Source organism: Seonamhaeicola sp. NFXS20, from assembly GCF_049132085.1.
GTDB lineage: Bacteria > Bacteroidota > Bacteroidia > Flavobacteriales > Flavobacteriaceae > Seonamhaeicola.
Genome location: NZ_JAFMPU010000009.1, coordinates 36263 through 62665, shown reverse-complemented (window position 1 = coordinate 62665; position 26403 = coordinate 36263). Strand labels below are relative to the sequence as shown.

Annotated in this window: 28 protein-coding genes and 1 tRNA gene; 7 read left to right on the top strand and 22 right to left on the bottom strand. The window is 29.9% G+C overall.

What is annotated here, in order from left to right; all coding sequences use genetic code 11:
- Nucleotide 1: 1 nt before the first annotated feature.
- The 11 genes from J1D01_RS12815 to J1D01_RS12765 all read right to left on the bottom strand — a co-directional run bounded on the left by J1D01_RS12815 (nt 2) and on the right by J1D01_RS12765 (nt 9550).
- A complete protein-coding gene (locus tag J1D01_RS12815; protein ID WP_421151086.1) occupies nt 2–844 on the bottom strand; it encodes a restriction endonuclease in 843 nt (280 codons plus the stop codon).
- Between the two features lie 48 nt (nt 845–892).
- Nucleotides 893–1330 carry a hypothetical protein gene (locus tag J1D01_RS12810; RefSeq protein WP_372937262.1) on the bottom strand — a complete coding sequence of 146 codons (438 nt, stop codon included), beginning with the start codon at nt 1328–1330 and terminating at the stop codon, nt 893–895.
- Between the two features lie 6 nt (nt 1331–1336).
- Nucleotides 1337–2191, bottom strand: a complete 855-nt coding sequence (locus tag J1D01_RS12805) for a universal stress protein (RefSeq protein WP_372937261.1) — start codon at nt 2189–2191, stop codon at nt 1337–1339.
- Between the two features lie 70 nt (nt 2192–2261).
- Entirely contained in the window at nt 2262–2909 is a 648-nt protein-coding gene (locus tag J1D01_RS12800) for a universal stress protein (RefSeq protein WP_421151085.1), read from the bottom strand.
- The gene (locus tag J1D01_RS12795) at nt 2906–3091 is read right to left on the bottom strand and encodes a hypothetical protein (RefSeq protein WP_421151084.1); all 186 of its coding nucleotides are present in this window, start codon (nt 3089–3091) and stop codon (nt 2906–2908) included. Before J1D01_RS12795 ends, J1D01_RS12800 begins: the two co-directional genes overlap by 4 nt.
- Nucleotides 3092–3094: 3 nt before the next feature.
- Nucleotides 3095–3946 carry a universal stress protein gene (locus J1D01_RS12790; protein WP_421151083.1) on the bottom strand — a complete coding sequence of 284 codons (852 nt, stop codon included), beginning with the start codon at nt 3944–3946 and terminating at the stop codon, nt 3095–3097.
- A 21-nt stretch (nt 3947–3967) separates the two neighbouring features.
- Nucleotides 3968–4831: a universal stress protein gene (locus J1D01_RS12785; RefSeq protein WP_421151082.1), complete on the bottom strand. Its 864-nt coding sequence runs from the start codon at nt 4829–4831 to the stop codon at nt 3968–3970.
- 465 nt (nt 4832–5296) lie between these two features.
- Nucleotides 5297–5683 carry a hypothetical protein gene (locus tag J1D01_RS12780; protein ID WP_421151081.1) on the bottom strand — a complete coding sequence of 129 codons (387 nt, stop codon included), beginning with the start codon at nt 5681–5683 and terminating at the stop codon, nt 5297–5299.
- 6 nt (nt 5684–5689) lie between these two features.
- On the bottom strand, nt 5690–6541 hold the full coding sequence (locus tag J1D01_RS12775; RefSeq protein ID WP_372935792.1) for a universal stress protein: 852 nt from the start codon (nt 6539–6541) through the stop codon (nt 5690–5692).
- Between the two features lie 85 nt (nt 6542–6626).
- Nucleotides 6627–7673 (bottom strand): response regulator, encoded by a 1047-nt coding sequence (locus J1D01_RS12770; RefSeq protein WP_421151080.1) that lies wholly within the window; start codon nt 7671–7673, stop codon nt 6627–6629.
- Nucleotides 7670–9550 (bottom strand): PAS domain S-box protein, encoded by a 1881-nt coding sequence (locus tag J1D01_RS12765; RefSeq protein WP_421151079.1) that lies wholly within the window; start codon nt 9548–9550, stop codon nt 7670–7672. The genes J1D01_RS12770 and J1D01_RS12765 overlap by 4 nt, the downstream gene beginning before the upstream one ends.
- A gap of 130 nt (nt 9551–9680) precedes the next feature.
- Here J1D01_RS12765 and J1D01_RS12760 point away from each other — a divergent pair, with 130 nt between their 5' ends.
- From J1D01_RS12760 to J1D01_RS12745, 4 genes are all read left to right on the top strand, one after another.
- Nucleotides 9681–10088: a hypothetical protein gene (locus J1D01_RS12760; protein WP_372935786.1), complete on the top strand. Its 408-nt coding sequence runs from the start codon at nt 9681–9683 to the stop codon at nt 10086–10088.
- Between the two features lie 71 nt (nt 10089–10159).
- Nucleotides 10160–11068, top strand: a complete 909-nt coding sequence (locus tag J1D01_RS12755) for a mechanosensitive ion channel family protein (protein ID WP_421151078.1) — start codon at nt 10160–10162, stop codon at nt 11066–11068.
- Between the two features lies 1 nt (nt 11069).
- Nucleotides 11070–11672, top strand: a complete 603-nt coding sequence (locus J1D01_RS12750; RefSeq protein ID WP_372935782.1) for a CDP-alcohol phosphatidyltransferase family protein — start codon at nt 11070–11072, stop codon at nt 11670–11672.
- Entirely contained in the window at nt 11653–12906 is a 1254-nt protein-coding gene (locus J1D01_RS12745) for a metallophosphoesterase (RefSeq protein ID WP_421151077.1), read from the top strand. Before J1D01_RS12750 ends, J1D01_RS12745 begins: the two co-directional genes overlap by 20 nt.
- Nucleotides 12907–12946: 40 nt before the next feature.
- On the opposite strand, the gene J1D01_RS12740 is transcribed toward J1D01_RS12745, so the two are convergent.
- Genes J1D01_RS12740 through J1D01_RS12730 form a run of 3 tightly spaced genes read right to left on the bottom strand, consistent with a single transcriptional unit; the run spans nt 12947 to nt 15493 of the window.
- On the bottom strand, nt 12947–13927 hold the full coding sequence (locus J1D01_RS12740; RefSeq protein ID WP_372935778.1) for an MlaD family protein: 981 nt from the start codon (nt 13925–13927) through the stop codon (nt 12947–12949).
- 14 nt (nt 13928–13941) lie between these two features.
- A complete protein-coding gene (locus J1D01_RS12735) occupies nt 13942–14676 on the bottom strand; it encodes an ABC transporter ATP-binding protein (RefSeq protein WP_372935798.1) in 735 nt (244 codons plus the stop codon).
- 46 nt (nt 14677–14722) lie between these two features.
- Nucleotides 14723–15493, bottom strand: coding sequence for an MlaE family ABC transporter permease (locus J1D01_RS12730; protein ID WP_372935776.1), 771 nt, complete (start codon nt 15491–15493; stop codon nt 14723–14725).
- A gap of 370 nt (nt 15494–15863) precedes the next feature.
- Here J1D01_RS12730 and J1D01_RS12725 point away from each other — a divergent pair, with 370 nt between their 5' ends.
- From J1D01_RS12725 to J1D01_RS12715, 3 genes are all read left to right on the top strand, one after another.
- Nucleotides 15864–16202 carry an ArsR/SmtB family transcription factor gene (locus J1D01_RS12725; protein ID WP_372935774.1) on the top strand — a complete coding sequence of 113 codons (339 nt, stop codon included), beginning with the start codon at nt 15864–15866 and terminating at the stop codon, nt 16200–16202.
- A gap of 91 nt (nt 16203–16293) precedes the next feature.
- Nucleotides 16294–17304 carry a permease gene (locus J1D01_RS12720; protein WP_421151076.1) on the top strand — a complete coding sequence of 337 codons (1011 nt, stop codon included), beginning with the start codon at nt 16294–16296 and terminating at the stop codon, nt 17302–17304.
- Between the two features lie 10 nt (nt 17305–17314).
- Nucleotides 17315–17653: a hypothetical protein gene (locus tag J1D01_RS12715; protein ID WP_372935770.1), complete on the top strand. Its 339-nt coding sequence runs from the start codon at nt 17315–17317 to the stop codon at nt 17651–17653.
- Nucleotides 17654–18011: 358 nt separating this feature from the next.
- On the opposite strand, the gene J1D01_RS12710 is transcribed toward J1D01_RS12715, so the two are convergent.
- From J1D01_RS12710 to J1D01_RS12675, 8 genes are all read right to left on the bottom strand, one after another.
- A tRNA-Arg gene (locus J1D01_RS12710) sits at nt 18012–18085 on the bottom strand.
- Nucleotides 18086–18117: 32 nt separating this feature from the next.
- Nucleotides 18118–18567, bottom strand: a complete 450-nt coding sequence (locus J1D01_RS12705; protein ID WP_372935768.1) for a GatB/YqeY domain-containing protein — start codon at nt 18565–18567, stop codon at nt 18118–18120.
- Nucleotides 18568–18681: 114 nt separating this feature from the next.
- Nucleotides 18682–20652, bottom strand: coding sequence for a cell division protein FtsZ (ftsZ, locus tag J1D01_RS12700; protein WP_421151075.1), 1971 nt, complete (start codon nt 20650–20652; stop codon nt 18682–18684).
- An 84-nt stretch (nt 20653–20736) separates the two neighbouring features.
- A complete protein-coding gene (gene ftsA, locus J1D01_RS12695; RefSeq protein WP_372935764.1) occupies nt 20737–22050 on the bottom strand; it encodes a cell division protein FtsA in 1314 nt (437 codons plus the stop codon).
- 6 nt (nt 22051–22056) lie between these two features.
- The gene (locus J1D01_RS12690; protein ID WP_372935762.1) at nt 22057–22746 is read right to left on the bottom strand and encodes a cell division protein FtsQ/DivIB; all 690 of its coding nucleotides are present in this window, start codon (nt 22744–22746) and stop codon (nt 22057–22059) included.
- Between the two features lie 16 nt (nt 22747–22762).
- Nucleotides 22763–24115, bottom strand: coding sequence for a UDP-N-acetylmuramate--L-alanine ligase (murC, locus tag J1D01_RS12685; RefSeq protein WP_372935760.1), 1353 nt, complete (start codon nt 24113–24115; stop codon nt 22763–22765).
- Complete coding sequence (gene murG / locus J1D01_RS12680) at nt 24112–25209, bottom strand: undecaprenyldiphospho-muramoylpentapeptide beta-N-acetylglucosaminyltransferase (protein ID WP_372935758.1); 1098 nt, start codon at nt 25207–25209, stop codon at nt 24112–24114. The genes murC and murG overlap by 4 nt, the downstream gene beginning before the upstream one ends.
- Nucleotides 25209–26402, bottom strand: coding sequence for an FtsW/RodA/SpoVE family cell cycle protein (locus tag J1D01_RS12675; protein ID WP_421151074.1), 1194 nt, complete (start codon nt 26400–26402; stop codon nt 25209–25211). The genes murG and J1D01_RS12675 overlap by 1 nt, the downstream gene beginning before the upstream one ends.
- Between the last annotated feature and the right edge of the window lies 1 nt (nt 26403).

The window sequence follows — 26403 nt, the reverse complement described above, 5'->3', positions numbered from 1 at the left end:
TTTATTTATTGCATAACATTTTTATTTCATTCAAGATTTTATCTTTTCTTATTTCTGAAACTCCTAAATGGTCTAAATAAAAGCCATCTCCAATTAATTCTCTACAAAGCACTACATCTCTACTTAATAAAAACTGTTTTTCTCGGTTGGTAAGTAATGTAGAAACTGTTATTGGGTATAATCCTAAACGGTCTATTCTATCTTTTAAACCATCATTTTTGGGGTAATCCCAACTCAAAAGATATAAGTTTATACATTTGCCATATTTTATGGCATCTTCTGTAAACCTAGTATTGGTAACTACCCAACCTTTTGTAAGTGTAGAGCCGTTTTTAGAGTTTGCATTCCAAAATGCTTTTACATCATTATACCTTGAATTTATGTAAAGAGGAATCTTAACGTTACAATTAAGCCCTTCTTCGCTATGAAATTTACACTCTATTACACTGGTTTCTTTATTTTTATGTGCAATAATATCTATTTCATGTGTAACACATTTACCTTGTAACGTTTTGTTAACTTCGGTTTTATAGCCTGAGTATTCTAAAATAGCACTTACAAAACGCTCAAAAGGAAAACCCGTTGGTCCTAACTCATAAATAGCTTTTTTAAGCTTATATTTTGACGCTAAATAGCTTTTCTTTTTTTTAAGTAAGGCAAATGCTCTATTGTAAATTTCTTTGGTAGATATGCCTTGATAAAGCTCATCTCTTACCTTATCTATAATTTGATTTACCGTTTGTTTATCTGCTCCAATACCGTTTAAAGATGCTTTTAGTTTATCTAATGAGAATTTTACTTTTTCTCCTGATGATTTAATGATATCAATTGCTTTGGTTTCCATAATTAGAATTGTATAATTAAACCAAATGAAATTATATTTAAAGATTAACTACAATGGTTTTTCTTTAAAAAAGGCTTTTACCCATGCGTTTACTTGTTGTTTGGTCATACTATCTGCTTTTACAACATCTTTAATTTTAACTTCTAAATTTTTATGATACTTAGTAATTTCTTTATGTAATTTTTTAGCTGTTTCTGCGGGTCCAAAAAGTACTATGGCGTTTGCCTCTTTAATTTCAGAAATTACATCATTAAAATATTTTTTTAACTGATGTTTTTCTCGTTCTAAATACTTGCTATCTTGAACAACATCTTGTGGCCCACCTTTTAAACGCGTACCTGAACCTCCATGAACATGAAAATCTTCTACATTAGACTGTATGGTATTTAAACTTACCTCTCCGTTATAAATTGTTACAACTATAGCTTTTCTCTTATCTAACCATACACCTATTTTCATTTGTATTAAATTGTCTTGTTTTAACATAGTTTTTTAATTTCTTAAATCATGCATTACTAAAAGCGGTACTTTAGAGTCGTAACCAATTTCTTTAACAAGCGGATGTGTTAAAATGCTTCCAAAAAAGGCATGTTTTTTATTAATAAATGCTACCATATCGCTACCTCTACTTTCAACAAAACAATTAATTGCTGTTGGAACATCCATATGGCTTAGTGAGTGATAGGTATATTCAACACCTTCAAAATATTCTTCTATAAGTTTTTTATTATTAAGCTGCTTTTCACTTAATTTATCTTCTGTTGATATGTGCAACACCCTTATGGCTGCCTGACAATTTTTAGCTAAATCTACTAAATGATTGAGTTCTCTACGTTTTAAATGAGTTTTATAACTGGTAGGAAAAACAATTTCTTTTGGCAAATTATGTTTTGCTGTCTCTGGAACTACAATGACTGGGCAATTTCTAACTTTTTCCATTACATCAATGGCTACACTACCAAAAACTCTAGTTCTTGATGCAGTTTTACCTTTAGTGCCCATAATAATCATTTCTATATCTTTTTCTTCTACTATATTTTTAATAGCCTCTACAACATTATTAAATGTTGAAATGGTGTTAAAATGATGTTTAGGGTTATCATTATCTTTAAAAGCAAGCATGTCTAAAATTTTAGCTAAACCATTTTCAGAATCTAATTTTGCTGTTTCATATAGCTCGCTTCCTGGTTCCATATTTATTAAACTGTCTATAATATTACTTGTAGCAGAAAACACATTTAAAATATAGAAATCACATTGGTCTTTTTTATATAATTTTAACGCATAACTTATAGCATGCCACGCATTTTTAGAAAAATCTGTTGGCAATAATATTTTCCGTTTCATGAGCGTTTTTGTTTAGGTTATTAAATAAATTTAGACTTAAAAAATCTAGACAGCAATGATAAATATCAGTTCATTCTGGTATAACTAAAAAGGGAACATTTGGTTGAAATCCTATTTTTTTAATTACAGGTTCGTTAATAATTTTTTCAATAAAACTGTGCTTATAATTTACCATAGCAAGCATGTCTATTTTCAATTCTTCAACAAAATCATTTATTTCTGTTGTTTTATTTGCATAATCTGGCATCCAATGAAGTGTATACTCATAATTGTTTAAATAGCTCTTTAAAGCTTCTAAATTATATTCTTGAGTATCATTGAGTTCCTCTTCGGTGTTAATATGCATAATTCTAATTTTAGAGTCATATAAATTTGCTAATTCTCTTAAAGGTTTCAACTCTTTATTACTGTAATAACGATTGTAATCTGTGGGGAATGCTATTTGAGTTGGAGTGACAAAATCATATTCTTCTGGTATAATTAAAACAGGACAGAGTTTTAATTTTTTTATAATGCGTATAGTATTGCTACCAAAGAAAAACTCTTTAGCTCCTGTGGCTCCTTTGGTACCCATTATAACCATGTCTATATTCAATTTATTAACCGATTTTTTAATGGCAGTTTTTAAATCTTCTGAGCTTAAAATAATTTGAAAATTATGATTTGCACCAACTTCACATGCTTCTGCTAGTTCTTTTAATTCTAGTAATTCCCTCATGGCATCTCTTCCATAGCTTTTATTAGCTTATTGGAAAGGTTAGATAATGTTGATACTTTAATGGTGGTAGAGTTTATAAAATAAAACGTACAAAACTCATTTTTAAAGAGTTTTAAAGCATAAACTACTGCGCTCCATGAATTATCTGAAAAGTCTGTGGGTAATAAAATTTTTCGTCGCATGATTTATGTTTTATAAGGTATTGATGGAATAACTAAAAATGGAACATTTAAATGAAACCCTATTTGATTTATAGTAGATTTAAAAAACAGATTTTCAAAAAACGAATGTTTATTATTAATCATAACCAATAAATTAATTCGGGCTTTTAATTGAAAGTTTGTAATGCCTTCCTCTACAGTTTGGTTACTTACATCATGAAATAAATGGGCTACTTTTTTTAAGTATTCTTCTAGATTTTTTTTATTTTCTTCTTGTTGTTCAGATAAATCATAGCCATAAGAAACATGTAATATGTTAACTCTGGAGTTATAAAGTGAAATAACATCAATTAATGGCTCAATATGATGAGATTTATAACTTATCTGATAATCTGTTGGAAATAAAATTTCATAAGGTTTTTCAAAATCAAATCCATCTGGCACTGCAATTATTGGGCACTTAACATTTTTAAACACATGCACAGTATTAGATCCAAACAAGATTTCTTTTGCTCCTGTAGCTCCTTTGGTTCCCATAATCACATAATCAATTAACTTGCTTTTAACAATATCTTTCATTTCTGAAATTAAAGTGTTAAAAACCGCCATGGTTTCTATGGTGTGTTTTGGGTTATAAAACTCCTTTTTTATACGTGTTTTAAAATTATGTAATTCATTCACAGCGTTTTCTTTAGCAGTATTTGCAATACCAAATTGTGCTGGCTCTACCAACACATATTCTACATGATAAATTGCAGGTGTATATGTGTTTAACAAATAAAATGTACAAGTTTCATTTTTAAAAAGCTGTATGGCGTATGTTATTGCGTTCCAAGAATTTTCTGAAAAATCGGTAGGAAGAAGGATATTTTTCATGGCTATCTAGTTTAAATTTTACTAATTACGTTTCATGTTCTGTAATGTCAAAAAAGGAATATCTAGATGTAAACTCAATTCATTAATAGTTGATTTAAATAAAATATTCTCTAAAAAAGAATGCCTTGTATTTACCATAACCAACATATCAACTTGATTTTCTTTGATATACTTATATATAATACTAACTATATGCTTATTACTTACTTGGTTGCTATTTTCTATTTTAAAATTAATTGTATTTTTACCTAGTTCTTCTTTTAAAAAATTCTGATTATCCTTTTGCCTCATAGATAACTTTTTGGTTTTAGATATGTATAGCACATCTATTACAGCTCTGTATGGAGACGCCATTTCGCAAAATAATTTTAACTCGCGTCTTTTGTAAGGAATCATGTAATTAGTTGGAAAAAGAATATGCTTTGGCTGGTTATATTTATAATGTGCTGGAATAGCTAAAACAGGACATTGCACATATTTTAAAACTTGTAGTGTATGGCTTCCAAAAGTTAATATTTTATCATCTGTTTCTCCTTTGGTTCCCATAACAATAACATCTATATTCTGTTCATCTACAATTTTATCTGCTTCATCTACTAGTAAATTATTTGAAGAGATAATATTGAAATTATGTCTAGGATTAGGAGAAATACTCTTTATAGTTTCTACTGTTTTTTCTAATTTTTTATGAGATTTTTTTCTTGCGGTAGCGGTAACAGTTTTTAAATTGTCTTGACTTAATTTAGACTCATCTGCATATATATCATCTTGATAAGTATGCATTATATAAAACTCACTTATCTCATACTTAAATAATTCAACAGCATATTTAAGTGCATTCATTGCGTTTTCAGAAAAATCGGTAGGAATTAAAATTTTTCGCATGGTCTTAAGTGTTTCTCTAAAGTTAAACACCAATCCTTGTTAAAACAATGATATTCATCAGATTAAAACCTTACACCAAACTATTTATGAGAAATATGTACAAAAACAAAAAAGGGAATATTTTTTAAAAATACTCCCTTTTTTATCACAAATTTAATTATGTAAAGTGATTAATAGCCCTTTTATAAATTAAGAAACAGGAAGCCCTAACTTCCTGTTTCTCCAAAGTATTTAATGTTATTATCTAACGTTCGGTTTTCTTTAAATATCTCTTTTATTTCTAAAAGCTACATTTATGTGTTTTCCTGCTAAATAATAGCTCCAAACACTCTGTTTTTGGTATCATTATTCTTTAATAACAACACCTATTACTTTTATAAATTATGTATAAAGAACTCTTAATTATGCTGCTAATATACTTTACATTAACCTATTCTACAATGATATATATCAGTTTTAAAAAAATTATATTGGCACTATGCCATAAACAATATTTAACAAAAACAAACCTATAAAAAACAACAACATATAAATAATCTGTACTAATTTTATATTAATAAACTCTAATAACGCAACAGTTTTTTTGGGAAAAATAAAAAGAGATAATCCAATGTAAAGTGAAATCCAGCCAATAAGTGTTATTATAAACTTCCAATTAGGTTCCCAAATATTATGAAACAGAATATTAATTAATCCAATAATAATGGCTATAAGTGATGAAATAATTAGAAATTTTTCATCTTTTAAATCTGCAAAAATTTGTTTGATGCGTTTGGGATTAAAACTTAAAATCAAGAAAAATATAATAAGGTACCAGCCCCAAAATTTTGCTAAAAAAATTGAATTATCCATAATATTTTAATTTTTTTCGTGTAATACTAAAAAGGGTATTTCTGTATGATAGCTTATTTCTTCAATTTTAGAATGAAATAAAATTTGCTGAAAATAGTTCAGGTTTTTTGCTACCATACATATCATCTCAGCATTTCTACTTTCTATAAAACATTGAATGGCAGCTTCAATTTTTGTGTTTGTTAAATAATAAAAGTTATGGGGTGTATGGTTAAAATAATCACCTAAAAGTTCACTGTTTCTTTTTTGATCAATATTTAAGTTTGCTTTCTTTTTACTAATATGTAGAATTTGTAATGATGCTTTATGATTTTCTAAAATATCAGAAAGTGGTTGTAATATTTGTATATCATAACTCAACGAAAAATCTGTTGGAAATACTATTTCTTTTAGTTTAGTAAATTCTGCTTTTTCTGGTACAACTAAAGTGGTACACTTTACTTTGGTTATAACATCGCCAGTATTACTTCCTACAATAATCTTTCTTAAACCAGATACACCTTTAGTACCCATAACAATAATATCTATGTTTTTTTCTTCTACGTGCTTTCTAATAGATTCAATAAAAAAATCATAATCTGAAAGCGAATAAAACCTATGGTTTTTATTAGGTGCAAAGTTGTTTGCAATGCGCTTTAATACTGTGCGTAATTTTTGTTTTGAAGGTTTTATATAAACATCTTCTAAAATATCTTCTGAATTAATTAACGATGAATCATCATCAATTACATGGTTGTTTAACCTGTTAACATATAATAAATAAAAATTACAGGTTTCTTTCTCAAAAAAATGAATGGCATATTTAATGGCATTCCAAGAATTTTCTGAAAAATCTGTGGGCAAAAGTATATTTTTCATCTAACAGCTTCTTTACTCCCACTAAGTTACTTTGAAGTAGTTTTAGATAAAATGATATTAATCATTTTAAAAAATGTCTCTAAAATTAGCTGATACTTTTTAGCTTTTGAATATCTATAACTTTAATATTCCTGCCTTCTGCTTTTATAATCCCTAATTTTTTAAACTCTGTTAATGCTCTAATTAAAGTTTCTGTTGCTATTCCTGCTACACTTGCTAAATCGTTTCTAGAAATTTTAATAGGGTCTTCTGGTTTTCTATTTATTTTTTCAGCAAATTTTAAAATGGTTGCTGCTGTTTTTTTATTAACAGTACCATAAGCCATTTGTAAAAGTTGCTTTTTAACTGAGGATAAATCATCTGTTAAAAGTTCAATTAACTCTATTAAAATTTTATGGTTTTTTTCTAGCAACTCATTAAACTCTAAAACAGAAACCCCCAAAAGCTTAGTGTTTTCAATAGCTGTAGCTGTTTCTTGGTGTGGGGTGTTAGTTGTAAATGATGTGTAACCAAATAAATCATCTTCTTTATACAAAGATGTTACCAACTCCTTACCTTGTTCATCAATTCTAAAACATTTTACGGCACCGTTATTAACTAAATAAATATAGTTAGAATGGTCTCCTTCATAATAAATAACATCTTCTTTTTTAAAGTTAAACTCAACACCATAATCATCAAAAAAGTTTTTTAAATCGTTTAGTGTTTTTATTTCATTTTTCTCTGGTTCTATAATGTCACTTTTTCTTAGTTCTTTTAAAATGGAGACCTTTGCTAAACGACTTTCAATAGCACTAATAATATCATCTTCTGTAAAAGGTTTAGTAATGTAGTCATCTGCTCCTAGATTCATTCCTTTTCTAACATCGCTTCGTTCTGTTTTGGCCGAAAGAAACACAAAAGGAATATGTTTGGTGGCTTTACTTTTTGAAAGTGCTTCTAAAGCGCCGTAACCATCTAGCTCTGGCATCATAATATCACAAATAATAATATTAGGTATATATTTTTTAGCTAACTCTACTCCAACTTTACCATTAGATGCTGTTATTACTTTATAATTAGATAGCTCTAAAAGTTCTGCAGTATTTTCTTTTAAAACAACATCATCTTCTATAAGTAATACGGTTTTCATTGTTTTGCAGTATTTGGAAATGTTATTACAAATGTGGTTCCTTTGTGCTCTTTACTTTTAAAATAAATGCTGCCTCCTAAATTTTCTAAGTGACTTTTAACAATGTTTAAACCAATACCTGTTCCTTGTGTATTAAGTACATTTTGAGCTCTAAAATAACGCTCAAAAATATGTTTTTGATCTTTCTCTGGAATACCTATACCTTGATCTTTTATTGCTACGGTGGTATTTGTTTCATCTTGTTTAATTTGCAAGTCTATAATGGAGCCTTCTGGAGAATATTTTATAGCATTATATAATAGATTGGAGAGTATTAACTGGATATTTTTTTCGTCTTGATATACAGATAAATCGTCTATATTTTCTGGATATTTTATTTGCTGACCTTCTTTTAAAAGCATATTGGCATCATAAACCGCCTCATTAACAACTTTGCTTAATTTAAAAGTATTAAACCTATAATTAACTTTACCTGTTTCTAGTTTTTCTACCGATAAGAAATCATTTATTATATTATTTAAAAAATGTACTTTATCAATAATAGTTTTTATGTGTTTAATGCGTTTTTCTTTGTGTGCTTCTTGTTGGTATTTACTAAGTAACTCACTAGATGTTAAAATAGCACTAAGAGGGGTTTTAAATTCATGTGAAACTAGTAATAAAAAATTGGTTTTTAATTCGTTAAGCTCCTTTTCTTTATTAAGTGCTTTCTTAAGTTGGTGCGTTCTTTCTTCTACTTTATTTTCTAGTTCTGTAGTGTAATTTTTTCGTTCTGTAATATCTAAAATAATGGCCACAAAAACTTCTTTATCTCCTAAATTTGATAATTGCAAATGCACTTCTACTGGGTAGGTTGTTCCGTTTCTTCGAGTAAAAACACTCTCAAATTCTATTTTACCAACATTATCTTTTAATAAAACATTTATTGCTTTTCTAAATTTAACTAGATTCTTGTTTGGCTTTATATCAAGAGGCGTCATATGTTTTAATTCTTCTAAACTAAAGCCTATATTTTTTTGTGCCCCATAGTTAACGTTGGTAAATTTTAGTGTTTTAGAATCAAAAACATAAATTTCATTTAAAGATTTATCAAAAATTGAAGCTAAATGGAGCCGCTCTTCTTCTGCTTTTACTCTTAAGGTTACATCATTTTGTATGCCTATAAAATTTGTAACAACACCTTTATCATTAATTATTGGGAACACATATAAATCATTCCAAAACATGGTGCCGTCTTTTTTGTAATTACACAATCTGGCTTGACAACTTTCTCCTTTTTTAATGGCTTCTCTAAGTTTTTTAAGTTGTTTTTGGTCTCTATTGTTGCCTTGTAAAAACCTACAATTATGATTTAATATTTCTTCATCAGAGTAACCGGTAAGTTCTTTAAAAGCTACGTTGTAATATATAATTGGGTTATCTGGCTGTAGGGCATCTGTAATAACAATACCATTGTTGGCAGATTGTAGTGCTTTGGTACGAAGCATAAGATTTTTTTCAATTTCTTTTTTTTCAGAAACATCTTTAATCAATGCCATTACATAGGTTTTGTTATATATTTTAAAAGGGTTTAATTCTACTTCAACAGAAAAAATAGTTCCATCCTTTTTTATGGCAAAAACATCTGAAGCTTCACCCATTTTACGCCGCTTGCCTTTTTTTATAAATTCATCAAAATATTTAGAATGAGTATTATGGTAATTTAATGGAATAAGTAAACTTAGCTCCTTACCAATAAGTTCTTTTTTTGTATAACCAAAAGTAGCTTTAGCAGACTTATTTACCTCCATAATGTGTTGATGACTATCAACAATAACAACACCTTCAGAAATTGTTTCTAAAAGAATATTAAATATCTCTTGGTCTTGTTGAAACATAAACCCCTATGTTAAGGATAGTATCCTAAAATACGAAAAAATCTTCATTTTTTATCTATACAAGACTGATTTATATCATTATTAAAACGGCTACATCTAATTATCTTTATTAAACAAAATTTCAACTAAAATGAAGCCTAAAAAAGAATCAACACTTAAGTTTTATCTAAACTTTGGTAAACTTTTTTATGCTATTGCAGCTTCAGATAAACAGGTGCATGAATTAGAATTTAATAAACTTAAAGAGGTTGTAAAAAAACAATGGTTAAATATAAATTCTTTTGAAGATGATTACAATAAAGATGCTGCCTACCAAATAGAAATTGTTTTTGATTGGTTAAGTCAAAAAGGAAATTTAAGTGCTAATTCTTGTTTTGATGATTTTATAAATTACAAAAATGAGCAAAAGCATTTATTTACTACGAGTATAAAAAAATTAATTATGAAAACAGCCCATGCGGTTGCTAATGCCTTTTCTGGTATAAACAAAGCAGAATTAATTATGTTGGCCAAATTAGATTTAGAATTAAAAAAATAAGCTTACGGAAAATTGAAATAAGAAATTTTGAATAATAGATTGTGTATATATGAAGATTATTAAACAAAAAAATGAACCAAATAAAACATTGGATTGCTGAAAACCCCACACTACTTAACATTATTAAGTATATAATATTAGTTGCATTTGTTCTTACCCTAATACAATTAATAAGACGGTTTTTGAAAAAACAAGTTTCTGATACTGCAGCCAGATACAAATCTCAAAAAGGTATTGAAATTATTGGCTATATTATTTTAATTTTATTATCATTTTCTTATTTTACAGGTAATATTAAAGACTTCACCCTTGCCATAGGCTTGTTTAGTGCTGGTATTGCTTTTACACTTCAAGAACTCATTTTAAGTATTGCTGGATCATTATATATTTTTATTGTAAAAGTTTACAAACCTGGTGATAGAATTGAAATTAACGGTATTAAAGGTGATGTGATAGATGTTGATAGTATCTATACCACTATGATGGAAATTGGCCAATGGGTAAGCAGTGATAATTATAGCGGCCGTATTGTAAAATTAAGCAACGCCTTTGTTTTTAAAGGTCCTATTTATAACTATTCACAAGACTTTCCTTTTATATGGGATGAATTTAATTTACCCATTAAATATGGCTCAGATGTAGAGTTAGCAAAATCTATTGTTATTAAAATTGCTTCTAATACCCTTTCAGAATATACTACAAACTCTAAATCTCAATGGAAAGAGGTTGTTAACAAATACTATATTGAAGATGCTTTGGTAGATCCTACCCTTGCTATAACACTAACCGACAATTGGATTCAATTTAACTTAAGATATATTGTAGATTATAAAAAACGACGATTTACTAAGCATATGTTAAACGATGAAATTCATAACGAAATTAAAAAAACTAAAGGCAGAGTAACCCTTGCATCAACCACTTTAGAACTCATTAAAATTCCTGAGGTTAAAATTAATCTTAAACAAGATAATAAATGATATGCTAACCTTTAAAAACTATAATATTGCAGATTGGTTTTCATTTTATAGAATAGCAGCGGCTCCATTTTTGCTGGCATTAATATGGTTAGATTTACGTTTAGTTTTTTCTTGGTTTCTTTTAATAAGCTATTCAACCGATGCTATTGATGGTTATTTAGCCAGAAAATTAAAAATAACAAGCCCAAGAGGTTCTCAATTAGATTCTTTTGGCGACCAAATAACTATGATTATTGGGCTAATTGGTCTGTTTCATTTTGAAACTTATTTTATAAAATCCAATCTTGTTTTAATACTTATAGCTTTTGTACCTTATATCATTCAAATGGTAATAGCTTATTTAAAATATGGTAAAGCCACTGCATTTCACACATATTTAGCAAAATCATCAGCTTTAATACAGGGTGTTTTTATTCTATGGTCATTATTTTTTAATACTGAATATGTATTATTTTATACCATGATTATTGTTGGGATTTTAGAAACAATTGAGGAAATTACACTTATTTTCATGTATAAAAATTGGGCTGCAGATGTAAAAGGTATTTACTGGGCTTTGAGAGATAGAAGAAGACTAAAAAAACATGAATCTCAAAAATTATAACGTGCGTAGCTACTCACTTTTTACTATTTTACTTTTATGTTTTGCTATATTATTTATTGATATTTTATCATTTTATTGGTTACAAAACATAACTCAATTATTAAGTCGGTTATGGCTTAAAAACACCATCTATATAGCGTTTTGGACATTTACAATTGGATTAATAACAGCTATAATTATACTAAAAATTACTTTAGATAACATAAACCCAAAACGAAAACAATTATTGATTTCGTCTTTATACGGTCTTACTGTTTCATCATTTATCCCTAAAATTATATTTGTAATAATTATATCAATATTGTTTTTTGGAAATTATATTTTTTTAGAAAAAGAATCTGTAATAGTTGTTCCGTTAGTAGGTTTACTTTCTGGTATTCTACCTTTTTTTGTCATTCTTTATGCCATTTTCAAAGCTGTTTACAATTTTAAAATCTATAAACATAAATTACATTTCAGTCATTTACCAAAATCTTTTAATGCTTTAAAAATTGTACAAATTTCAGATTTGCATATAGGAAGTTTTAACAATCGCTATAAAATTTTACAAAAAGCGGTTGAACAAATTAATAGTTTACACCCTGACTTTATTTTTTTTACGGGAGATTTGGTTAACAACTATGCTTGGGAATTATTAGGTTGGGATAAAATTTTAAAAAAACTATCTGCTAAAAAAGGAAAATTTGCTGTTTTAGGAAACCATGACTATGGCGATTATTCAAAATGGAATAGTGAAGAAGAAAAACAAAATAATTTTAATAAAATAAAACAATTCTATAAAAATATTGACTTTAAATTATTGCTTAACGAATCTGAAATTATTGAAATTAACAACGAAAAGATATCTATAATTGGTGTAGAAAACTGGGGAAAACCACCTTTTAAACAATATGGTAATTTACAATTTGCAATTAAAAACGCTATAAAAATTCCTTTTAAAATTTTACTCTCACATGACCCCAGCCATTGGAATGATGAAGTAATTAATAAAACTGATATTGCATTTACCTTATCTGGACACACACATGGCATGCAATTAGGATTCAATTATAAAAACATGACATGGAGCCCTATTAAATATAAATACAAACATTGGGCTGGTTTATATAGGCATAAAAACCAATATTTATATGTAAATAGAGGTTTGGGTTGGATTGGTTTTCCTGGTAGACTGGGTATGCGTCCAGAAATTACTTTTTTTAAACTTATTTCTGAAAAACCTAAGCAGACATAATAAAAAACGTAACTGCACTAACTATTACTCATTATTTGTTTTAGTTTTTAACTTCTTTTTTTTGTTGACGCTCTAATCTTCTAAAATATCTACGGGTTAAAAAATTGTGCTTTAGTGCTTCCATATTTTGGTTAAACTTATCAGTACCTTCATTAATATTTTTAATAGACTGTTCTAGATTTTTTACAAAATCTTCATCTTTAAAAAGATAATCAACCGCTCCTTCCCCTTTTTTAAAGTCGGTAACTGTTGCGTTAAGATTAGCTATTACTTCTTTAACATCTTTACTAGATGATTCCAAATTACTTATTACTGCTCTCATCTTTTGGGCTTCTATAGAATCATTTAGTAAAACACCTGCAACACTTTCATTAAAATTAATTGTATTTATAATAGCGTTTAGTGATTTCATAGACCTATTGGCTTCAACACTCATAATTCTTAATTGATTGACTGTTTGCTTTAAATTACTAGACACTATAGTGTCATTTATAAGCATTCCAAAAGTACCTTTACTATCGGCCATGGCATCTGCTATATTAAGAAGCTTTGCTGTTAATAAGGCTGCGTTTTCATTGGTTACACTTAATGTATTTAATATATCTGCAGTACCAATTTTGGTATAACTTTTAATAACATCACCTTCCGAAATAGCTTCTGCATTTCCTTCTCCTGGTATAATATTAACAATCATATTACCAACCAAACCATCTGTACCAATAGTTGCAATGGCATTTCTTTTTATATGCTGAACCATTTTTTCCTCAATAACCATACTCACATTAATGGTAGAATCATTTACCATAGTAATAGCTTTTACTGTTCCTATATTAATACCTGAATAGCGTACATTATTGCCTTGAATTAAACCATTTACGTTGTTAAAATTGGCGCTAATGGTAAATGTTTTTACAAACATATTTTGGCGATTCCCAATTAGATAAATGGCAACAACAAACAATAATAATCCTATGATAACAAAAATGCCTAGTCTTAATTTTTCATTATTTGTTTTTCTCATGACCTAAAATATAATTATTTAAAAAACGCTTTAACCTTATCATCATTTGATGCTTTTAAGGTTTCAAAAGTACCTTCGGCATAATTAATACCATTTACAAGTAAAATCATACGTTCTGAAACAACACGTGCACAATCAACATCATGTGTAATGATGAGTGAAGATGTTTTGTATTGATGCTTAACACGTTGCATAAGCTCAATAATTTCTTTAGCTGTTATGGGGTCTAATCCGCTAGTGGGTTCATCGTATAAAATAATTTTTGGTTTTAATATTAATGTTCTAGCCAGTGCCACACGCCTTTGCATACCCCCAGAAAGTTCTGCCGGCATTAAATCTATAGCTTTAACTAAACCAACACTTTCAAGAGCTTCAATAACTAAATTTGTGGTTTCTGTAACATTTCTTAACTTGTCTTTATGCCGCCGTAAAGGAAATTCTAAATTCTCTCTTACTGTCATAGAATCGTATAAGGCACTACCTTGAAAAAGGAAACCAATTTCGGTTCTTAACTTATCTAAATCTATACGATTTAATGTATTAATATCTTTACCCATTACTTCTATACTACCAGAATCTGGCTGCATTAAACCTACTAAACATTTAATCATAACCGATTTACCTGATCCAGATTTACCCATAATAACCAAATTTTCACCTTCAAAAAGCTGCAAATTAAACCCGTTTAAAACATGATTACTACCAAATGATTTTTTTAAATCCTTAATTTCTAGTATAGGTTTTTTCATGTTTAAAGTTTCTGTTATTTCTTGTATGTTTTGTAAATTATTCATTTTAAATTTCAAAAAATATATTGGTTACAAATACAGCTATAAAGTCAATTACAAATAATAGCATAGATGAAAACACCACTGCAGAGTTTGCTGCTAACCCAACGCCAACAGTTCCTTTATTACAATAATATCCTTTAAAACATCCTACTAAACCAATAGCAAACCCAAAAAAATAAGTTTTTATAGTGGCAGGAATAATGTCTCCAAACCCTAATGAGTTAAATACCTTATTAAAGTATAATTGAAAGGATACTTCTCCCTTTAAATTTTCTATGATATATGACCCGTAAAGTGCAATAGCATCACCAAAAATCACTAAAATAGGCAGCATTAATGTTGCTGCCAACACTCTTGTAACTACTAAAAATTTAAATGGGTTTGTACCAGAAACCTCCATAGCATCAATTTGCTCAGTTACACGCATTGAGCCTAATTCTGCCCCAATGCCAGAGGCTATACGTCCTGCAAAAGTTAAAGCTATTATAACCGGCCCAATTTCTCTAATAATAGAAATACTAACCATAGAAGGCATCCATGATTCTGCACCAAATTCCTCTAATGTTGGTCTGGTTTGCATTGTAATTACTAAACCTATTATAAAGCCTGTAACACCAACTAATAAAAGTGATTTATTACCAATATTATAACATTGCTTTAGTAACTCTTTAAACTCAAAAGGTTTATTAAAAAGTTCTTTAAAAAAACGTCTAGCAAAGTATGTGAGCTCTCCTATTTCTATAAAAAACGATTTTATTTGAATTGATTTTAACATAAATAATACGTATTTCAACATTTAAAGTTATAATAACATTACTTTATATAAAATGATTAAAATCATATGGTTAATAATGAAATTAGGCTTCTAAGTTGGAAGAATTTAAAGAGAAAGTTGCTTTAAAAACACGAATACGGAAGAAGTATAAAATGTAAAACACTAGTAGCTCTAAGTTTTAATATATCCATTAAAACATTTAAAATTACATTAGCTTTTATAATACCTTTTCAACAAAACTGTAAACCATTTTACTAATAAAAAACACTCAACAAGAGTAATTCAAAATATTTATTGTTAGATTTTAAAAAATTATTATTTTTGCTCCTCATTAACATATGCGTTTTTTTACATATAAACATACTAAACGATGAATGATTATAAAAAAATTTTCAAAGCGCTTTCAGATATAAAAAGGCTAAAAATTATTTGGCTACTTACTAACATTGATGAAAAAATTTGCGTTTCGGAAATTGTAGAAGTTTTAGATGAACATCAATATAATGTATCTAGACATTTAAAGATATTAAAAGACGCTTGTTTAATTGATGAGACTAAGGAAGGAAAATGGGTTTTTTATTATCTCTGCCCAATTAAAAACGAATTTCATCATTTTATTCAAAAGGCAATCTCTTGTATCCCTGAAAAAGAAATGACTACAGAAATGATTAAATGTAGAAAACTTCTTAACATAAGAGAAAACAATTAATGTAAAATACAATAATCTAAATAACAGTAATTAATATTTTTTTCAAACAACATATGCGAAATAACGCATATAATAAAATTTAAATGACATTATGAACGAAAAATTAAATTTAGCTTTAAATGAATTTATACACGTAGGTGTAGTATTAGTAATTATTATTGCAATAGTATCAATACTTACAGGTTTAATACGAGCATACATTCCGCAAAAAAAATTACAAAAAAAATTATCAAAAACAGATAAATATGGTGGTGTAATGGGTGCTATATTAGGTATTCCTACTCCATTCTGCAGCGCTTCTATGGTTCCTGTTTCTATGGGTATGGTTGAGATGGGAGCGCCATTTTCTATGGTTTTTTCGTTTTTACTCTCTGCTCCTCTAGCAAATTTTGTTGTTGTAGGCTTTATTTTTGGTGTTTTTGGTTGGAAAGTTGCTTTAGTATACTTTCTTATTGTTTTTATTGGAGCTATTTTAATGGGTAACATTGTTGGTAAAACATCTTTAAAAGATCAAGTAAAAAGAATTAATCTAGACTCAAGAAAGTCTTCTTTAAAATGTAGCCCTCAACCCATTACTAACTGTGGTACCGAAACAAATTTTGACCAAACAAGTTGTGACTCTGAAAAGCAGGTAAAAGTGCCTGAATGTACAGAAACCTCTAGCACCAGCTGTAACCAAAGCAATACTTCTAACTCTAAACTTAAAGAAGCTTTCAACTTTGGTTGGGCTTTGTTTAAACGAATTTTTCCTTATGTTTTAATTGGTGCTTTAATTAGTGCTGTTTCTGCCATTTTTGTTCCTGATGCATGGGTTCAGAAATATTTAGGAAACAATAGTCCAATTGCTATACCAATAGCAGCAACCATTGGAATACCTTTATACCTAAGAATTGAAATGGCAATACCTATATTAAAAGCACTTATTGTTAAGGGTATGAGCATGGGAGCTGCAATGGCCTTAATTATAGGAGGAACAGGTGCTAGTTTACCAGAAATAGCAATCATTTCATCCATGCTAAAACCTAAAGCTATTGTGGCATTTATTATTTCTGTATTAACTATGGCTATTGTAGGTGGATTTATCTTTTATTTTTTCTTTTAAAGAATTATTTATGAAAAAAATTTCAGGTGTAATAAAGTCCTTAATTAATGCTTGTCCTTATTCAATGGTAGGGAAAAAATGTTTTTCCGCTATTAGTGGTACTAAAGTAAAAAGACAAATAAGCAACAACAAAATTCTTAGGTTTAGAAACGGAATAAAAACTGGAACTAAAATTTCATTGATTGGCATATTTTGTCCATTTCTATGGTATTCAATTTTAACAGGACAAAGTGAGAATTTTATATTTTTAAATGTTATACATTCAGGAATAATTGTATCCATAGGTATGTTAATTGTAATTTTAAACTATTTGGCATTAATTTTTTATAAAAAAAAATTTGCTGAATGATAAATTGGTTCTTGTTAAATTATAAGTTTTAAGAACAGTTTAAATGTTAATAATAAAAGTATTATAGTGAGTGCTTAGAGTTAAAATGTATGATTTGGTATAAATGTTGACTGCAGATATAGAGTTGTTATCAATCTAATTTAAATATTAAAAACACCTACTATCTCTATTCGAACAAGATTTAAGTGTAGAAGGGTTCTTTTTAACGTTGCCCATCACTTTTTTTTGGAGCAATTGAATGAGACAACATGAAAGTAATTACCAACAACTAAGCATAAAATAAATAGTACTAAAAATAAAAGGCGAATTTTATTAACAGGGTTTTGTGCTAATATAATCCGCCTTTAAAATGTTATAGTGACCCCGGAGGGATTCAAACCCCCAACCCTCAGAGCCGAAATCTGATGCGCTATTCAGTTGCGCCACGGGGCCATGTATTCCTATCTATAAAATAGTACTATTTATTAAGACAATTTAGCTTTTACTATGGTAGATATTGTTTTACCATCGGCTTGTCCTGCTAATTCTTTACTAACAATACCCATAACTTTCCCCATATCTTTCATCCCCTCTGCACCTACTTGATTTATGGTAGCTACTACTACTTTTTCTATTTCTTCTTCGGTTAGCGCTTCTGGCAAAAACTTACTAATAACCTCAGCTTCAGCTAATTCTGGCGCTGCTAAATCTTCGCGTCCTTGTTCTATATAAACAGCAGCACTATCTTTACGTTGTTTAACTTGTTTTTGAAGTAATTTAAGCTCTTGTTCTTCTGTTAACTCTTCTCCTGCTCCGCTTTCAGTTTTAGCTAGTAAAATGGCAGATTTTACAGCTCTTAAAGCAGTTAATGCTGTTTGATCTTTAGCTTTCATAGCTTCTTTTAAAGCCGTCATAACTTCTTGTTGTAAACTCATCTTAAAAAATTTAGTATGCGAAGATAAAAAAGAACTACTTCTTTTTGAAATTAAAAACCCGAAAAGGTAAAGGAATCTTTTCGGGTTTTGTAAATAATTGTTATTTAGTTAAAACTAGTCTACATTATCATGTAAAAAAGAATTATTACTTCTTAATTTAATATCATCGTTATCATCTAAACCAACGCTTGTTCTAGACATATTTGTCTCTGATGAATGTTTGGTTTCATCTAAATCTACTCCTTGACGTTTATAAGCTGGCACTTTTTCTATATCATCAATTTTTGCGCTATTAAATTTATAGTTAAAGTCTTTCATTTTACGCCTTCTTTCTGCTGCTCTTTCTTTTAGTAGCTCTGAAATAGGTGTATTCATTGGGTCTATTTCTTCTTCTACTTCTTCTTCAACAACGTTTTCACGAACAATTTTCTTTTCAAAAACTACGTCGTTATCAACCTCTTCAACAGCATCAGTTGTCTTCTTTTTATTCATTGAAGACTCAAGCTCCATATAATCATCTAAAGTATAACGAATATCTCCATCTTCATTAGTTTCTGTTACAGTAACAAGCTCTGTATAATCATTAACCTTAATATCTTTCACGTCTTCGTTTAAATTAAACGAAACAACATCTTCTTCGGTTTTTTCCTCTTCTGTTTTATTTGGAAGAGGTAAATCAAAGGTTAAAGTTATTTGTTGCTCTTCTTCAATTGTATCAGCTGCTATTTCAACATCTTTAGTGTCTTCTACATCTGCCGACATTTTTGTAACAGGCTTAATTATGAAGTCTTCATCATCTACTGCTTTTACTTCTTTGTAAACCACATCTATATTTTTAATAATTTCTGATGTGGGTATTAAGTCTAAACTACGAGCACTAGAAGGTTCTTTTTTTATTGAAGTTTTAGCTTTTGGTTGCTCTTCTTCTTCACTATCTAAATCTAAAGTATGGCGCACAATTGCAGGCTCTTCTTTCTTTTCTAATTCTATAGCTGGAGCAATAATTACAGGTTCTTTTTCTTCTGAGCCTAAATCTTGATCTTCAGATGTTAATGAATGAATAACTTTTTTGGTTTCTGTATTAGAAATCTCATCTTGTTGTTCTATATTAAAACCCGTAGCTATAATAGTTACAGCAATAGATTCTTCTAAGGTTTCATCTTCACCAACCCCCATAATAATATTGGCTCCATGACCGGCTTCATTCTGGATATGGTCATTAATTTCACCTATTTCATCAATAGTGATTTCATGCGAACCAGAAACAATAAGCAACAATACGTTTTTGGCACCAGTAATTTTATTATCATTTAATAGAGGAGAATCTAAAGCCTTTCTTATGGCGTCTTGAGCACGATTTTGACCTGCTGCCGTAGCAGACCCCATTATAGCAGTACCACTATTGCTTAATACTGTTTTAGCATCACGTAAATCTATATTTTGTGTATAGTGATGTGTTATAACTTCGGCTATACCACGAGCAGCGGTTGATAGCACTTCGTCTGCTTTTGAGAATCCCGCTTTAAAGCCAAGGTTCCCGTAAACTTCTCTTAGTTTATTGTTGTTAATTACAATTAAAGAGTCTACAACATCTCTTATTTTTTCAATTCCTTTTTGAGATTGTTCTATACGCATTCTGCCTTCAAACTGAAATGGCATGGTAACAATACCAACGGTTAATATGTCTAAATCTTTAGCCATTTTAGCAATTATTGGTGCAGCTCCTGTACCTGTACCGCCTCCCATTCCGGCTGTAATAAATACCATTTTAGTGTTAGAATCTAACATTCTAGAAATTTCCTCAAAACTTTCTACTGCGGCTTGCTCTCCTATTTCTGGGTTTGCGCCTGCTCCTAACCCTTCAGTTAAATTAACACCTAACTGTATTTTATTAGGAACACCACTGTTTTGAAGTGCTTGTGCATCTGTATTACAGATGTAAAAATCTACGCCTTTAATGCCCTGTTGAAACATGTGGTTAATGGCATTACTACCACCGCCACCAACACCAATAACTTTAATAACATTTGACTGGTGCTTAGGTAAATCAAATGCTATACTTTCGAATTCTTTGTCGCTGCTCATAAATTCTTTTTTTCTGGGGTTTTTGTACTTATCTTTTTTTCAATGAATTATTTTTTGCTATCTAGCATCTTGTCTTGCTAGTTCCTATTCTGCGTTGTCTAGAAAATCTTTTACTCTTTCTGTTAATTTATCTAGGAACGATTTGCGTTCTTTTTTAGGTTCTTCTTTTACCTCTTCATTAGTTTCTTCATCTTCTTCTTGTTCTTGAGCTACTACTTCTTCTTCTACCTTTTTTCTTTCTTGACGTTTTAAACCATCTAACACCAAACCAACGGCAGTAGCAAATAACGGACTTGTAACATCGTCATCACTATCTCCTGCTAAATGCTCGTTAGGATACCCTATTCTGGTATCCATTCCTGTAATATATTCTACCAATTGCTTTAAGTGTTTTAATTGGCTACCGCCACCTGTTAAAACAATTCCTGCTATAAGTTTTTTCTTTTGTTCTTCATGCCCATAGTTTTTAATTTCTGCATAAACTTGTTCTACAATCTCAACTACACGTGCGTGAATAATTTTAGAAAGATTTTTTAATGTAATTTCTTTAGGTTCTCTTCCTCTTAACCCTGGTATTGATACAATTTCATTGTCTTTATTTTCACCAGGCCATGCAGAACCAAATTTTATTTTTAGAAGTTCTGCTTGTTTTTCTATTATAGAGCATCCTTCTTTTATATCTTCAGTAATAACGTTACCTCCAAAAGGGATGACTGCTGTATGACGAATAATGCCGTCTCTAAAAATGGCTAAATCTGTGGTTCCGCCTCCTATATCAATTAAGGCTACTCCTGCTTCTTTTTCTTCTTGACTTAAAACAGCATTTGCCGATGCTAAAGGTTCTAGAGTAATACCTTCTAAATTTAATCCGGCACTTTGAACGCATCTGCCTATATTTCGGATAGATGATACTTGCCCAACAACCACGTGAAAATTAGCTTCTAAACGCCCACCATACATACCTATAGGCTCTTTAATTTCGGCTTGCCCATCTACTTTATATTCTTGTGGTAGCACATGAATAATTTCTTCTCCGGGTAGCATTACCAATTTATGAACTTGGTTAATTAACCTATCAATATCATCATCATCTATAACAGTTTCTGAGTTGGGCCTGGTAATGTAATCACTGTGTTGTAAACTACGAATATGCTGCCCCGCAATACCTACTGTTACATCTGCAATCTTCATTTCAGCAGCTGCTTCGGCTTCTTGTACGGCTTGTTGAATAGACTGGATGGTTTGGGTAATATTATTTACCACACCACGGTGAACGCCTAAACTTTTAGATTTACCAATACCTAAAATCTCAAGTTTTCCATATTCATTCTTACGACCTATCATGGCCACAATTTTGGTGGTTCCTATGTCTAATCCTACTGCTAAATTATGTTCCATAGTTTTTTATTTACTACACACAACTTGGTTGTCAAATTGTAAGTTGACTTTTTTATAATTATTGAGCGTATTTTCTTTTAAACTTTTTTGATAGAATGCTTTTAAATTATTTATTTTTTTATCTAATAACTTTACATCTCCTAACTGAACTAAAAACTTACATTGTCTGAGTTTTAAAAAAATTACTTCATTTTTATTTTGATGAATTTCTATTACGTGTTTTTTTAAAAACTCATCATTTTTTATTTTTTTAGCAACTAAATAGACATTTTTTAGATTACTTTTTTTTACGCTACCAGTAACTAATGGTACTCTTGCAGAATAATTACTTGACAATGGCATATATGAACCTTCATCATCAATATAATAGGATTCGCTAGTACTTACTCTGGCAATTGGTGTTTTTTGTTCAATTTTGGCATTAAGCATCCCATTTACAGACATATACACCTCTGCAGATTTTATTAATGGATTAGATTTTAGGGCATTTTCTAATACATTCAAATCTAAAGTTTCTTTTGACTCATTTTTAAAGCCTTTGTAATTTTGTATTAACAATTTACTAACATTTTCACTGGTTATATATGGGTTGTTCTCACCAATAAATTCAATATTTGGCTTAGATACTTTTCTTGTATTATTCTTATACGACGAAAAGGCGTGTAAAAAAACTATCACACCAAATAAAACAAACATTTTTATGTAGTTCCAATTAACTCGCAATACTTAATCCTTTTTTTATTTTATTAACTTCTTCACCTATATCACCCGCACCAATAGTTAGGATGATTTGGGCGTTACTTTCTTGTATTTTTTCTAATAAATTTTCTTTACTTGTTAACTGCTTTTTTTCTGTAACTATTTTATCTAGCAACCAAGCAGAAGTAACACCTTCAATTGGTAATTCTCTAGCCGGATAAATATCTAATAAAATCAACTCATCAAATTGAGACAAACTATCTGCAAACTCATTAGCAAAGTCTTGAGTTCTGCTAAATAAATGAGGCTGAAACACAGCTAATATGCTTTTATTTGGATACATTTCTCGTACTGCTTGATGCACCGCATTTATTTCTTCTGGATGGTGTGCATAATCATCAATAAAAATCAACTCATCAGTTTTAATATGATAAGTAAATCGTCTTTTAACTCCTTTAAAAGATGCCAAAGCCTTGACGAGCTGCTGGTGAGGGCAACCATACTCTACAGCCATCGCCAAGGCTATTAATGCATTCGACAAATTGTGTCTACCTGGTAGGTTAAATTGTATATTTTTAAGCACTGTTTTTGGCGTTTTAACATCAAAAACATAAGAGCCGTTTTCTATTTTTATATTTTGAACGGAATAATCAGAATCATCCTCAATGCCATATGTAATTCCCGGTATGGGCAATCCGTTTTTAACAAATAGTTTACCTTCTGGCTTTAAACGCTTTGTGAACTTAACGAACGATTCTCTTAAAGCCTCTGCTTCACCATAAATATCTAAATGGTCTGCATCCATAGAAGTGATACCAGCCATATTTGGTGATAATGTTAAAAATGATCTATCAAACTCATCGGCTTCAACAACCGAAACTTTGGCTCCTTTCAATATTAAATTAGAGTTGTAATTTTCTGTTACACCTCCTAAAAATGCCGTTACTTCAACATCACATTCATGTAATAGATGCCCTAATATACTTGTTGTGGTAGTTTTTCCGTGTGTGCCCGCAACTGCCAAACAAAATGTATTTTCAGTAATAAGTCCCAAAACTTCTGATCGTTTTAAAACTGTAAACTTGTTGTTTTTAAAATAAGTTAATTCTTCATGATCTTTAGGTATAGCAGGCGTGTATACCACCAAAGTATTTTCTTGTGTTAAATATGAGGTTGGTATATTAGCTACAGAATCTTCATAATGAACATCAATCTCTAAATTTATTAAGGCTTCGGTAATCTCTGTTGGTGTTTTATCATAGCCTGCCACTTGTTTGTTATTAGCATTAAAATACCTTGCTAAGGCACTCATACCAATACCACCAATACCTATAAAATAGACGTTATGTATGTTCTTTAAATTCATGCTTTGTTTAGCAGTTTTTCTACTTCGTCAACTATTTGTTTTGTTGCATTAACCAATGCTAGTTTTTTAATATTCTTTCCTAATTCTTTTTGTTTCTCTGGAGACGCTATTAATTGTGAAAATTTATTTTCAAAATCTACATCTAAATCTTCTTCTTTTATTATCATGGCTGCATCATTTTTAACTATAGCCATGGCATTTTTAGTTTGATGGTCTTCTGCCACATTAGGTGATGGCACAAAAATTACAGGCTTGCCTACAATACACAATTCTGACACTGAACTTGCCCCTGCTCTTGAAATAACAATATCTGCTGCGGCATAAACACTACCCATATTGTTTAAAAACTCATGTACTTGTACGTTTTTTGTGTTATTATAGATTTTATATTGCTGATAATACAAACTACCACATTGCCAAATAACTTGAACGTTTTGAGTATCAAAAAAATCTAACTCTTTTTCTATTAGTTCATTAATCCTTCTTGCACCTAAACTTCCTCCTAAAACTAACAAGGTAAGTTTTCCCTCTTTTAAGTTGAATTGTTTTTTTGCCTCAGCTGTTTTTTCTTCAATATTTAACAAGCCTTTACGAACCGGATTTCCTGTTTTTATAATTTTATCTTTAGGAAAGAAACGCTCTAAATCATTATAAGCTACACATATTTTTTTAGCCTTTTTTGCCAATAATTTATTGGTAATTCCTGGATAAGAATTCTGCTCCTGTATTAAACTAGGAATATTTTTAGAAGCAGCCACATATAATAACGGACCACTAGCGTACCCCCCCGTACCAATAACTACATTTGGCTTAAAAGAATTTATAATTTTTCTAGCCTTCCAAAGACTGCTAATTACTTTAAACGGAAATGATAAGTTTTTCAAGGTTAAACTACGCTGGATTCCTGAAATCCAAAGCCCAATTATTTTATAACCTGCTTGTGGCACTTTTTCCATTTCCATTCTATCTTTTGCTCCTACAAACAAGAACTCAGCATCTGGATAACGAGATTTCAACTCATTAGCAATGGCTATTGCAGGATAGATATGACCTCCTGTACCTCCGCCTGATAATATGATTTTATAATGACTCATTAAATTGTTTCAGATAAAATTTCTAATGGATTTTCTTCCTCAATCTCTTTTTCTTTAATCTCTTCTCTTTTAGCACTTACACTAAGTATAATTCCTATAGCCAAACATGTCATCCAAATTGATGTACCACCACTACTAATTAACGGTAATGTTTGCCCTGTAACAGGAAACAATTCTACTGCCACTCCCATATTAATTAATGCCTGAAATACTATAGGCAATCCCACTCCTAAAACCAACAACTTACCAAAAATAGTGTCTGATTTTTGAGCCGCTATTACAATTCTAAACAGTAACCACATATATAAAATCATGATTGTTAAGCCTCCTAACAAACCATATTCTTCAATTATGATAGCGAAAATAAAATCTGATGACGACTGTGGCAAAAAGTTCTTCTGTCTGCTTTTTCCTGGGCCCACTCCACTTACACCGCCTGAAGCAATAGCAATTTTAGCTTTTTCAATTTGATAATCGGCCTCTGTATCTTCTCCGTTAGTAAAGTTTTCTATCCTACTCATCCATGTATCAATCCTGTTAGGCATTGCATCAGGAAACGCTTTGGCTGTTAAAATAAACATTGCCAACATAACCAATCCGGAACCCAAAATTACCACCAAATATCTAATAGGATACCCTCCTAAAAACACCAAAACAAACACCATAAAAAAAATAATGGCAGCGGTTGAAAAGTTAGAAGGTAAAATCAAGGCTATTATTAAAAATACTGGCACCCAAAGGGGCAAAATAGACTCTTTAAAAGTTACTATTTTATCTTTAATTTTAGACATATATCGTGCCACATAAACCATAAGAACTACCGATGCCAATGTTGATGTTTGAAAAGACACACCTACAATAGGTATTTGAATCCATCTACTAGCATTAGCTCCTTCTATAACAGTACCTTTTAACAATGTGATTCCTAATAAAACCAACACTACCGGAATCATAATAAGTGAAAGTCCTTTAAAATACCTATACGGAATTTTGTGAACCCCATACATAATAGCAAAGCCTAAAAACAAATGCACAAAATGTTTTACAAAAAAAGCAAAGGTATTACTGCCACCACCTTTGTAAGCTAAATTACTGGCAGCACTGTAAACGGGCAAGAATGATAGTATTGCCAACAAAGCCACTATTGCCCAAATTAATCTATCGCCTTTTATGTTTTTAAACAATGCCTGCATT

Excerpts from the sequence above, each read along its gene's own strand:
- J1D01_RS12815 (WP_421151086.1), bottom strand. The coding sequence starts at position 844 with ATGGAAACCAAAGCAATTGATATCATTAAATCATCAGGAGAAAAAGTA.
- J1D01_RS12810 (WP_372937262.1), bottom strand. The coding sequence starts at position 1,330 with ATGTTAAAACAAGACAATTTAATACAAATGAAAATAGGTGTATGGTTA.
- J1D01_RS12805 (WP_372937261.1), bottom strand. The coding sequence starts at position 2,191 with ATGAAACGGAAAATATTATTGCCAACAGATTTTTCTAAAAATGCGTGG.
- J1D01_RS12800 (WP_421151085.1), bottom strand. The coding sequence starts at position 2,909 with ATGAGGGAATTACTAGAATTAAAAGAACTAGCAGAAGCATGTGAAGTT.
- J1D01_RS12795 (WP_421151084.1), bottom strand. The coding sequence starts at position 3,091 with ATGCGACGAAAAATTTTATTACCCACAGACTTTTCAGATAATTCATGG.
- J1D01_RS12790 (WP_421151083.1), bottom strand. The coding sequence starts at position 3,946 with ATGAAAAATATCCTTCTTCCTACCGATTTTTCAGAAAATTCTTGGAAC.
- J1D01_RS12785 (WP_421151082.1), bottom strand. The coding sequence starts at position 4,831 with ATGCGAAAAATTTTAATTCCTACCGATTTTTCTGAAAACGCAATGAAT.
- J1D01_RS12780 (WP_421151081.1), bottom strand. The coding sequence starts at position 5,683 with ATGGATAATTCAATTTTTTTAGCAAAATTTTGGGGCTGGTACCTTATT.
- J1D01_RS12775 (WP_372935792.1), bottom strand. The coding sequence starts at position 6,541 with ATGAAAAATATACTTTTGCCCACAGATTTTTCAGAAAATTCTTGGAAT.
- J1D01_RS12770 (WP_421151080.1), bottom strand. The coding sequence starts at position 7,673 with ATGAAAACCGTATTACTTATAGAAGATGATGTTGTTTTAAAAGAAAAT.
- J1D01_RS12765 (WP_421151079.1), bottom strand. The coding sequence starts at position 9,550 with ATGTTTCAACAAGACCAAGAGATATTTAATATTCTTTTAGAAACAATT.
- J1D01_RS12760 (WP_372935786.1), top strand. The coding sequence starts at position 9,681 with ATGAAGCCTAAAAAAGAATCAACACTTAAGTTTTATCTAAACTTTGGT.
- J1D01_RS12755 (WP_421151078.1), top strand. The coding sequence starts at position 10,160 with ATGAACCAAATAAAACATTGGATTGCTGAAAACCCCACACTACTTAAC.
- J1D01_RS12750 (WP_372935782.1), top strand. The coding sequence starts at position 11,070 with ATGCTAACCTTTAAAAACTATAATATTGCAGATTGGTTTTCATTTTAT.
- J1D01_RS12745 (WP_421151077.1), top strand. The coding sequence starts at position 11,653 with ATGAATCTCAAAAATTATAACGTGCGTAGCTACTCACTTTTTACTATT.
- J1D01_RS12740 (WP_372935778.1), bottom strand. The coding sequence starts at position 13,927 with ATGAGAAAAACAAATAATGAAAAATTAAGACTAGGCATTTTTGTTATC.
- J1D01_RS12735 (WP_372935798.1), bottom strand. The coding sequence starts at position 14,676 with ATGAAAAAACCTATACTAGAAATTAAGGATTTAAAAAAATCATTTGGT.
- J1D01_RS12730 (WP_372935776.1), bottom strand. The coding sequence starts at position 15,493 with ATGTTAAAATCAATTCAAATAAAATCGTTTTTTATAGAAATAGGAGAG.
- J1D01_RS12725 (WP_372935774.1), top strand. The coding sequence starts at position 15,864 with ATGAATGATTATAAAAAAATTTTCAAAGCGCTTTCAGATATAAAAAGG.
- J1D01_RS12720 (WP_421151076.1), top strand. The coding sequence starts at position 16,294 with ATGAACGAAAAATTAAATTTAGCTTTAAATGAATTTATACACGTAGGT.
- J1D01_RS12715 (WP_372935770.1), top strand. The coding sequence starts at position 17,315 with ATGAAAAAAATTTCAGGTGTAATAAAGTCCTTAATTAATGCTTGTCCT.
- J1D01_RS12705 (WP_372935768.1), bottom strand. The coding sequence starts at position 18,567 with ATGAGTTTACAACAAGAAGTTATGACGGCTTTAAAAGAAGCTATGAAA.
- ftsZ (WP_421151075.1), bottom strand. The coding sequence starts at position 20,652 with ATGAGCAGCGACAAAGAATTCGAAAGTATAGCATTTGATTTACCTAAG.
- ftsA (WP_372935764.1), bottom strand. The coding sequence starts at position 22,050 with ATGGAACATAATTTAGCAGTAGGATTAGACATAGGAACCACCAAAATT.
- J1D01_RS12690 (WP_372935762.1), bottom strand. The coding sequence starts at position 22,746 with ATGTTTGTTTTATTTGGTGTGATAGTTTTTTTACACGCCTTTTCGTCG.
- murC (WP_372935760.1), bottom strand. The coding sequence starts at position 24,115 with ATGAATTTAAAGAACATACATAACGTCTATTTTATAGGTATTGGTGGT.
- murG (WP_372935758.1), bottom strand. The coding sequence starts at position 25,209 with ATGAGTCATTATAAAATCATATTATCAGGCGGAGGTACAGGAGGTCAT.
- J1D01_RS12675 (WP_421151074.1), bottom strand. The coding sequence starts at position 26,402 with ATGCAGGCATTGTTTAAAAACATAAAAGGCGATAGATTAATTTGGGCA.